The 8510-nt window shown below is 49.8% G+C and carries 6 protein-coding genes; 4 read left to right on the top strand and 2 right to left on the bottom strand.

Going from position 1 to position 8510, the window contains the following annotated elements:
• Window positions 1-20 precede the first annotated feature (20 nt).
• Window positions 21-1184, top strand: coding sequence for a dehydratase (locus tag CMO31_03735; GenBank protein ID MAZ53110.1), 1164 nt, complete (start codon window positions 21-23; stop codon window positions 1182-1184).
• Between the two features lie 121 nt (window positions 1185-1305).
• On the top strand, window positions 1306-2466 hold the full coding sequence (locus tag CMO31_03740) for an oxidoreductase (GenBank protein MAZ53111.1): 1161 nt from the start codon (window positions 1306-1308) through the stop codon (window positions 2464-2466).
• A 31-nt stretch (window positions 2467-2497) separates the two neighbouring features.
• Here CMO31_03740 and CMO31_03745 read toward each other — a convergent pair whose 3' ends face one another.
• Window positions 2498-4639 (bottom strand): AAA family ATPase, encoded by a 2142-nt coding sequence (locus tag CMO31_03745; GenBank protein ID MAZ53112.1) that lies wholly within the window; start codon window positions 4637-4639, stop codon window positions 2498-2500.
• A gap of 342 nt (window positions 4640-4981) precedes the next feature.
• On the opposite strand from CMO31_03745, the gene CMO31_03750 reads away from it, so the two are divergent.
• A complete protein-coding gene (locus CMO31_03750; protein MAZ53113.1) occupies window positions 4982-6076 on the top strand; it encodes a hypothetical protein in 1095 nt (364 codons plus the stop codon).
• Between the two features lie 98 nt (window positions 6077-6174).
• Here CMO31_03750 and CMO31_03755 read toward each other — a convergent pair whose 3' ends face one another.
• Complete coding sequence (locus CMO31_03755) at window positions 6175-8013, bottom strand: beta-galactosidase (protein ID MAZ53114.1); 1839 nt, start codon at window positions 8011-8013, stop codon at window positions 6175-6177.
• Between the two features lie 239 nt (window positions 8014-8252).
• Between CMO31_03755 and CMO31_03760 the strand changes: the two genes are divergently transcribed.
• Window positions 8253-8510 (top strand): hypothetical protein (locus CMO31_03760; protein MAZ53115.1); only part of this gene is annotated, 258 nt, incomplete at its 3' end.

Below are 8510 nucleotides of genomic sequence, written 5' to 3' on the forward strand. Positions count from 1 at the left end.
ATAGGGGTGGAGGCTAAATCGTGAAGATTTCTAACGTCACACCGCTCGTGCTCGGGACCCCCTGGCGCGACATCCTATTTGTCAAAGTCGAAACTGACGAGGGACTTGTCGGTGTCGGTGAGACGAGACCACTCAACCGGACCGATACACTTCTCGGTTATCTCCAGGAAACCGTATACCGTTACGTACTAGGCACGGATCCTTTCGATGTGGAGCGCCTAGTACAGCGAACTCTTCGGGAGGATTATGGCCGCGCGGGGGAGATCGCTATGACGGGCGCGGCACTGATTGAAGTAGCCTGCTGGGACATCATCGGCAAAGCAACAGACCAACCAGTTTACCGACTACTTGGCGGGGCCGTCCGAGATAAAATCAAAGCTTATGCCAACGGTTGGTATCAAGTTGAGAGGACTCCGGAAGAGTTCCACAAGGCAGCGAAGGTTGTGGTTGAGAAGGGTTATCGCGGCCTTAAGTTTGACCCCTTCGGTGCTGGATTCTACGAACTTGACGCTCCTGAGAAGCGCAAAGTGGTAGCTATGGTCGAGGCTGTACGCGATGGAGTTGGCCCCGACGTCGAAATTCTTATCGAGATGCACGGTCGTTTTAACCCTGTTACCGCGGTTGCGATTGCCCGAGAGTTAGCACCTTTCAAACCAGCTTGGATTGAGGAACCAGTCCCACCAGAGAACATGGCAGCACTGCGTGATGTTCGTGAAGCAGTACTACCTCTCGGCATTCCAATTGCCACGGGGGAACGGATTCACACTCCCTACGAGTACCGAGACCTATTCTCGCAACAGGCTGCCGACATTATCCAACCAGACATCAGTCACTTTGGAGGCTTGTTAGCCACCAAAAAACTCGCTGCTACCGCTGAGACTAACTACCTTCTTATCGCCCCACATAATGTGGGAGGTCCTGTCTCTACTGCTGCAGCTCTCCATCTCGCTGCATCAACGACAAACTTCAAGATCCAGGAACACTTCAACGACTTCGCTGACAGTCACGTTAAACAGGCTGCTCCCGGCGTACCTGAAGTGATAGATGGCTATTTTTCATTACCAGATGGTCCGGGTCTTGGTGTCGAATTAAATGAGGATTTCATCGCCGAACACCCACGCCAAGGGAAGCATTTCAACCTCTTCGCAGACGATTGGCAGCTGCGAGACAAACGCAAAGACTAAACGATGCTGAATATTACTGAGGGTGGTGGCATTTAGACTCCCACCCTCCTAGCGTCTATTAAGGGATGAACTTCGTCTAGAATTCAGCTGCTTCATGTAAGATCAAGGTGGGAGGCTCATCATGGGTGATCTGCGCATTGGTGTTCTCGGTTGCGGTGGTCGAGGTGCTATCGCTCGCCACGCCCACCAGCCTGGGCAGGGCTCTCGGGTAGTCGCCTGTTTTGATATTGACAAAGGATTGCTGGCGCAACAAAAGAACGATTACGGTTCTGACGTGTTGATCACCAGGGATGTCAGTGAGTTGTTTCGCTTGGGACTGGATGCCGTATTCATATGTACGCCTGACTACCTACACGAGGAACATGCCGTGTCTGCCCTAGAGAGCGGCCTTACGGTTTACCTAGAAAAACCTATGGCCATCACGATAGCGGGCTGTGATCGTATCCTGACGACTGCAGTACGAACTGGAAGCAGGCTCTTCGTTGGCCACAACATGCGGCATATGACCTCCATTCACACTATGAAAACCCTCATCGAAGAAGGTGCTATTGGCGAAGTAAAGACGGCTTGGTGCCGACATTTTGTCGGTAAGGGTGGTGATTTTTATTTTAAGGATTGGCACGCTGACCGCCGTCACACAACTAGCCTACTATTGCAGAAAGCTTGCCACGACATCGACGTACTGCACTGGTTATGTGGCGGCTACAGCCAGCGCGTTAATGCTATGGGTGCAATCACTCTCTATGACCAAATCACTGATAAAACGTTGTCCCCGATTCCGTGGCGCCAGGGTTTATCAGTAGACAATTGGCCACCGTTGAATCAGACCGGCATGAACCCCATCATCACTGTTGAGGACCTAAGCATGATGCAAATGCGTCTTGACAATGGCGTTTATGCCTGTTACCAGCAGTGCAATTACACCCCTGATTACTGGCGCAATTACACCATCATAGGTACTGAGGGTCGCTTGGAGAATTTTGGTGACAGTCAACCTGGCGCAATCGTAAAGCTTTGGAATAGGCGTGTAGACCGGTACAGTCCGGAGGCCGACGAGACATTCGACGTTAGTACCCCCACAGATGATCACGGTGGTGCCGACCAACGAATCGTTCGTGAGTTCTTGCATTATGCTCGGGAGGGCGGTACGCCGCGGACCTCGCCATTAGCAGCTCGGCACAGCGTTGCAGCAGGATACTGTGCCACTGAGTCCCTCCGTAATGACGGAATCCCAATCGATGTACCTCAGGTCAATTGTGCTATAGCTAACTACTTTAACTAGAGAATTACTTTTAATTGTTCAGCCTGGCTGGTCATTCTACGCGTACCAAAAGTGTCCCTGTCTTCCAGGTGATGTTCTGGCTCAACAGGTAGCGATTAAATGCATCTTGCACTTCCTTGATTTGTTCAGGATCAAGTATTCGAGCAAGATGATCAACGAACGAGGGTCGTCCTGCCTCTCGAGTCGTAAACCAACGATCTATTGTTCGTTCAGTGATCCGCCACACCACTTCGTGCGATAGGGTCCTGATCCTAATCTTCGTAAGTCCAACTTCGTTGGCTGCATCTGATATAGCGACCCCGTCGGGGGCATCACGATATATGTTTTCCTCAGCCTCCACCAACTGCCGTAACAAATTCTCTGAAAGAGCCCCATCGGGGAGGAGACTGTAAAGCCTCTGGGTAGTGCCAGGGTCTGGCTCGATAACAACTATCGCTCCCGAGTCTGCAAGTAGTGGGGCGATCAATTTGAACGGTTTAGCAGATGGGTCGCGCTGGAAGATCCCTCGAACAAAGACCCGATCAAACTTGGGTGCTGGGTCCTTTCCTGCTTGCTCTTGAACAACTTGTTTGAGGTCTTTTAGTGCCCCTGAAAGGACGATCGGGCGGTATAGATGATCTAGTTTCTCTGCCGTCTCGAGTAGAAACTCAGCCTCTTTTGTAGTATCGGTAACTGCCCAAACTTGGCCTTCTGGCGCCCGTCTTAGTCCTTCCCAGGTTAAGAGGCCGCTAGCAGAAGCCAGGTCAAGAATAAGGTGATGGCGCAGTACTTGACTAAGATCAAAAACTGCCTCCCGGATGGATGATAACCTCGCTCCCGCACCGGAGTTCACCCGAGCTACCCATTGATCACGGTCCTTATCAGGTGGGCTCATAGTTAAAATCTCTCCCGGACCAAGGAAGTCATTCTCTAGGAGCGCAGCGAGTTGAGATTCGCGCCTTCTAAGGACGTCATCACGGACTTCCTTTTCGTTGCCTAAGTTATTAGGGTGGTAGAATACCCGGCCCTGTAAGGCACCAGGTAAGTACTGTTGAGCGACCCAGTGGTCGCGATAGGCGTGAGGGTAAAGGTAACCCCTTCCATGGCCGAAACCCTCGCTATCCCGATTAGCGTCCTTCAGGTGAGCCGGTACCTCTGCTTCGCGCTCCCGGCCTACAGCCTCGAGAGCATCGAAGAACCCAAGTGTACTGTTGCTTTTTGGCGCCGTAGCTAGGTGGAGTACCGCTTGTGATAGGGCAAAGCGCCCCTCAGGCAATCCCACGTAGTCAAAAGCCTGTGCCGCCGCAACGACTACCTCTAGAGCACTCGGATCCGCTAGGCCAATATCTTCACTTGCAAAGATAATCATTCGCCTGAGAATGAACCGTGGATCTTCTCCTGCATAGACCATTCGCGCTAACCAGTAAAGAGCAGCGTCCGGGTCGCTGCCGCGAAGGCTTTTTATGAAGGCGCTTATGGTGTCAAAATGTACGTCCCCATCGCGATCGTAAAGGACGGCCCGGCGCTGAATACTTTCCTCAGCTACCTCACGATCAATGCGGACTTTCCCTGAAGTCATTTGGGTAGTCTCGACAGCCAGTTCTATAGCATTGAGGAGAGCCCTAGCATCCCCATTGGCGACGTTAACCAAATGATCAAGAGCATCCGGTAAGAGTTGAACTTGGCGATCACCGTAACCTCGTTCTGTATCTGTCAGGGCAGTAGCAACTACTTGGCGAAGCTCATCTTCCGTATGGGGTTTAAGTTGAAAGAGCCGACTACGACTCACAAGGGCTTTGTTAACCTCAAAGTATGGGTTTTCAGTAGTTGCACCTATCAGAATCACCGTACCGCTCTCTACCCAAGGTAGTAAAGCGTCCTGTTGTGCCTTGTTAAAACGATGAACTTCGTCTATGAAAAGAATGGTACGGCGTCCTTCAAAATCGAGACGCTGCTTTGCCTCTCCTACAGCAGCTCTTATGTCTTTTATGCCGGAAAGGACAGCATTGAGGCTTGTGAAGGCTGCCTCTGTGGTATTAGCTATCACTCGTGCAAGAGTGGTCTTCCCGGTGCCAGGCGGACCATAGAAGATTAGGCTAGAGAGGCGATCGGCCTGTATTGCGCGACGTAACAGCCGGCCATGACCAAGGATGTGGGCTTGACCAATAAATTCATCAAGCGTCCGCGGCCTCATTCGTGCGGCAAGCGGCTCGGCATCAGCGGGACGGAAAAGAGGATCAGAGGAATTAGTCGTGGAATCAGCCACTGGAGAATACTATTGTATGACGACTAGGCCTTAGTGCGGAATTATCCCTAACAATCGCATGTCTATTCCGAAACAAATACTTCATAAGGTAGTTTAATTATCGGAGTAGTAGTAGTTGACTAGTCCCACCGTCTCTGCTGTTAGGGGAACGATGGTAGTGTAGTGGACTCTGGAGCACCCTGAGTCCTAATCAACGGGACTGTATCTCTGAATAGGCTTTCAGTTGAAAGCTAGACTGCACTAAAGTATTTGTGAGAGGGAGAGTTAGATATGGCTTATAAGGTTATTCAAGTTGGGACGGGCGGACGTGGTCGAAGTTGGTGTGCTAGCATTCTACCACCGAACATAAAAGATGAACTCGTTGAAGTGGTCGCTGCAGTTGATATAGATCCCGAGGTGCTAATACACGCTCAGGAGGGTTTGGGTGTGCCAGCTGATCGGTGCTATACCGACATGAAAAAAGCGTTTGAAGAAAACGAGGCGGACTTCTGTACAGTGGTAGTGCCACCAGCGTTCCACGAGGATGTTGTGGATATGGCGCTGAGGCATGGGATGCATATTCTTTCCGAAAAACCCATAGCTGATACTTTACTTTCAGCATGCCGAATTGCGGAAAAGGTAGCTCAAGCTGGGGTGAAGATGGGCGTTACTATGAGTCACCGCTTCGATCAGGACAAAACTACACTCCGGGAAGAATTACGGTCGGGCGACCATGGAGTAATCGATTATGTCGTAGGTCGGCACACGAATGACATGCGAGAATTTAATGATTGGGGAGCAGTATTTAGACACCAAATGGTCGATCCTCTCATGATTGAGGGGGCGGTCCACCATCTCGACATAATTGCTGACCTGATTGGTTCCAAATGCGAGACAATATTCGCAACGACCTGGAATCCCCAATGGGGTACTTACGGTGGTGACTCCCAAGGACTCGTAACGATGTCATTTGAAAGCGGGGCTAAAGCCACTTACGAAGGGGCGTACACCAACGCCGTCGGATTTAACGGTTGGAGTAAGGAGTACGTAAGGGTCGAATGTGAAAACACAACACTCATCATGGACCACAGAGAAGTACGTCGTTTTAGACACCAGCCTGAAGAAAGGGTGTTTAGTGCACGCGAAAACGAAGGGGAGGTAGTACCTCTCCTCGAACAACGTAAATGGACCGATGCCTGGCTGGTAGAAAAATTCGTTCATTGGTTAGATGGTGGCGAACCTATGGAGACTAACCTTGAAGACAACCTGCAATCTGTAGCATTAATTTTCTCGGCAATCGAAAGTAGCCGGACTGGGCAACCCGTAAATGTACAAGAGTTCTTACAAAAGACGAGGGTGGAGGCCCGGCATTCTCTAGCCTCTTAAATCAAAATAACTTGTTGGTTATGGGAAAAAGATGTGGTCACATTTTTCCCGAGAACACTGTATCTCATTTTTATGGATGGAATCGACTAGAGATTCACCTAGTCGATTTCTTCTTCGTTAGCTGCAGTCCGCTGTTGAGCTTTACGAATGCGCTCCATGTCGAACTTCGTGCCACGGTTAAACTTATAAATACCGTTCTGCTCCTGATACACATCGGTGAGTTGCGTGTAACAGTAGCCAAACATATCCTTGTTGCCCAAAAGCACAGCACAAAGACGCTCGAAGCGATCGTAAAACTCCGCGATGTTCTTGGGTCTTTCACCATAACCCCAAGATTCCTCATCTTCAGCGAGATCTGCATTCCACCAGATGCCACCAAATTCACTCACGAAATAAGGCTGGCCCTTATAAGGCAAAGACCAGTTCTTGTTATTTAAAGCCAGGAGTCCACCGGGCCATTGTTCGGAATTGTTCACGTACGGTTCGTCTCTAACTAGGCCCGCATGCCTCTTAGCAAACGTCTCGGGGTTCTGGTCATAATCGTGACTATCATAAACGTCGGCCTCGGGAACCCTATGGGAGTAACCAGATGCGTCAAGAACGGGTCTTGTGACGTCCATTGCCTTGGTCGCTAAGTACATGGCCCGAGTGACATCGTCAAGAGTAGTGATCTTGTCTGTAAGGGATTGCCAAGTTTCGTTTAGAGGACACCAGCCAATTATGCTCGGGTGAGAGTAATCGCGTTCGAGAACCTCAAGCCACTGTGTAACGTAATCAGACCCAGGTAGCTGCATCCCATTACCTGACTGCGCACCACTAGTAGGATCAGTGGCGAGACAACCCCAATCACCGAACTCACCCCAGAGAAGATATCCCATTTTGTCAGCGTGATAGAGGAAGCGTTCTTCGAACACTTTTTGATGAAGCCTGGCGCCATTGAATCCTGCTGCTAGACTCAACTCAATATCAGTCTGGAGAGCCTCATCATTGGGGGCAGTCATAATGCCATCAGGGTAGTAACCTTGATCTAAAACAAGGCGCTGGAATACAACTTCACCATTAAGTTTTATGGCTTTACGGTCTATAGCTACACTGCGTAAACCTGCGTAGCTCGTAGCTTGGTCAATAACACAACCATCTTGGTCACGAAGTTGGATGACAAGGTCGTACAGGTGAGGATCTTGGTTAGACCATGGTCGGCGACGTTCTTCTGGAACCAAAAGATCTAGTCTCGGGGTAAGATCCAGGTCTGCTCGGCACTCACCAGTGACCACTTCTCCCAACGCATCGCTCACGGTAACCCGTAACTTTAAATTCGGCCGATTGTTTGTGATGGGCTGCTCGAGCCGGATCATACTATTAGCAAGGTCTGGTGTTAGACGGGGACGCCGTAAAGCAACTTCAGGGACAGGTTCGAGCCATACCGATTGCCAAATTCCTGTGGTACGCACATACATGACACCGCTAGGAGCGTAACTGACGGCTTGTTTACCTCGCGGCTGTAAACGAGTGTGTTCATCGCGCGCCCGGACTACTAGAGTGACGGTTTCTCCGGGCTCAGCAACGCCACTAAGATCACAGGTGAAGGGAGAAAATCCACCCCTGTGTCGTCCTACCTCAATTTTGTCCACCCAAACAGTCGCGTCGTAATCAATTGCTTGAAAGTGGAGCAAAACTTTGCGCCCCGTCCAAGCTTTAGGAATAACTACTTTGCGTCTGTACCACACGGCACTATGAAAATCGTGGTTACCAACACCAGATAATTCAGACTCTGGACAGAAAGGAACCGTGATTGATCCGGTTAATGCTCGATCTAGGATCCCACGTTCAAGACCACTATCTCCTTGATCAAACTCAAATTGCCATTCACCGTTTAAGCACAACCAATCGGGCCGCACAAATTGTGGACGTGGGTATTCGCTTCTTGGGATCTCCATTAATTCTCCCTTGTTTGGTCGTTCTTTGTGTCACGCAATTTAAACGCTTCAGACACACATTATATCTAGTATTACTAAACAGGAATACCCAGGAATGGTCTCCCTTAGACCGTCATTTAGATTTTCAGTACAGAGCTCAGGCCCTTAGTGGTTTCTTCAGAGCCATTGCAATAGCTAGGGGACTCATTTTTATGCTGACTCGTATTGAGAATGCATTCTCAATATGATAATCTGATCGTATGAAAGAACGACTTCCAGTAACTGTCCTCTCTGGATTTTTAGGAGCGGGAAAAACTACATTGTTAAATCATGTTCTCGCTAATCGTGAAGGGCGAAGAGTGGCAGTGATTGTTAACGATATGAGCGAAATTAATATTGATGCATCGCTTGTATCAACTACGGCAACCCTTGATCGAACTGAAGAGCGTCTTGTCGAAATGTCAAACGGGTGTATTTGCTGTACTTTGCGAGAAGACCTATTGATTGAGGTGGCCCGC

The organism is Trueperaceae bacterium (assembly GCA_002707365.1).
In the GTDB taxonomy this organism is placed as follows: Bacteria; Deinococcota; Deinococci; order Deinococcales; family Trueperaceae; genus UBA6957.

Excerpts from the sequence above, each read along its gene's own strand:
- CMO31_03745 (MAZ53112.1), bottom strand. The coding sequence starts at position 4,639 with ATGAGGCCGCGGACGCTTGATGAATTTATTGGTCAAGCCCACATCCTT.
- CMO31_03755 (MAZ53114.1), bottom strand. The coding sequence starts at position 8,013 with ATGGAGATCCCAAGAAGCGAATACCCACGTCCACAATTTGTGCGGCCC.
- CMO31_03740 (MAZ53111.1), top strand. The coding sequence starts at position 1,306 with ATGGGTGATCTGCGCATTGGTGTTCTCGGTTGCGGTGGTCGAGGTGCT.
- CMO31_03750 (MAZ53113.1), top strand. The coding sequence starts at position 4,982 with ATGGCTTATAAGGTTATTCAAGTTGGGACGGGCGGACGTGGTCGAAGT.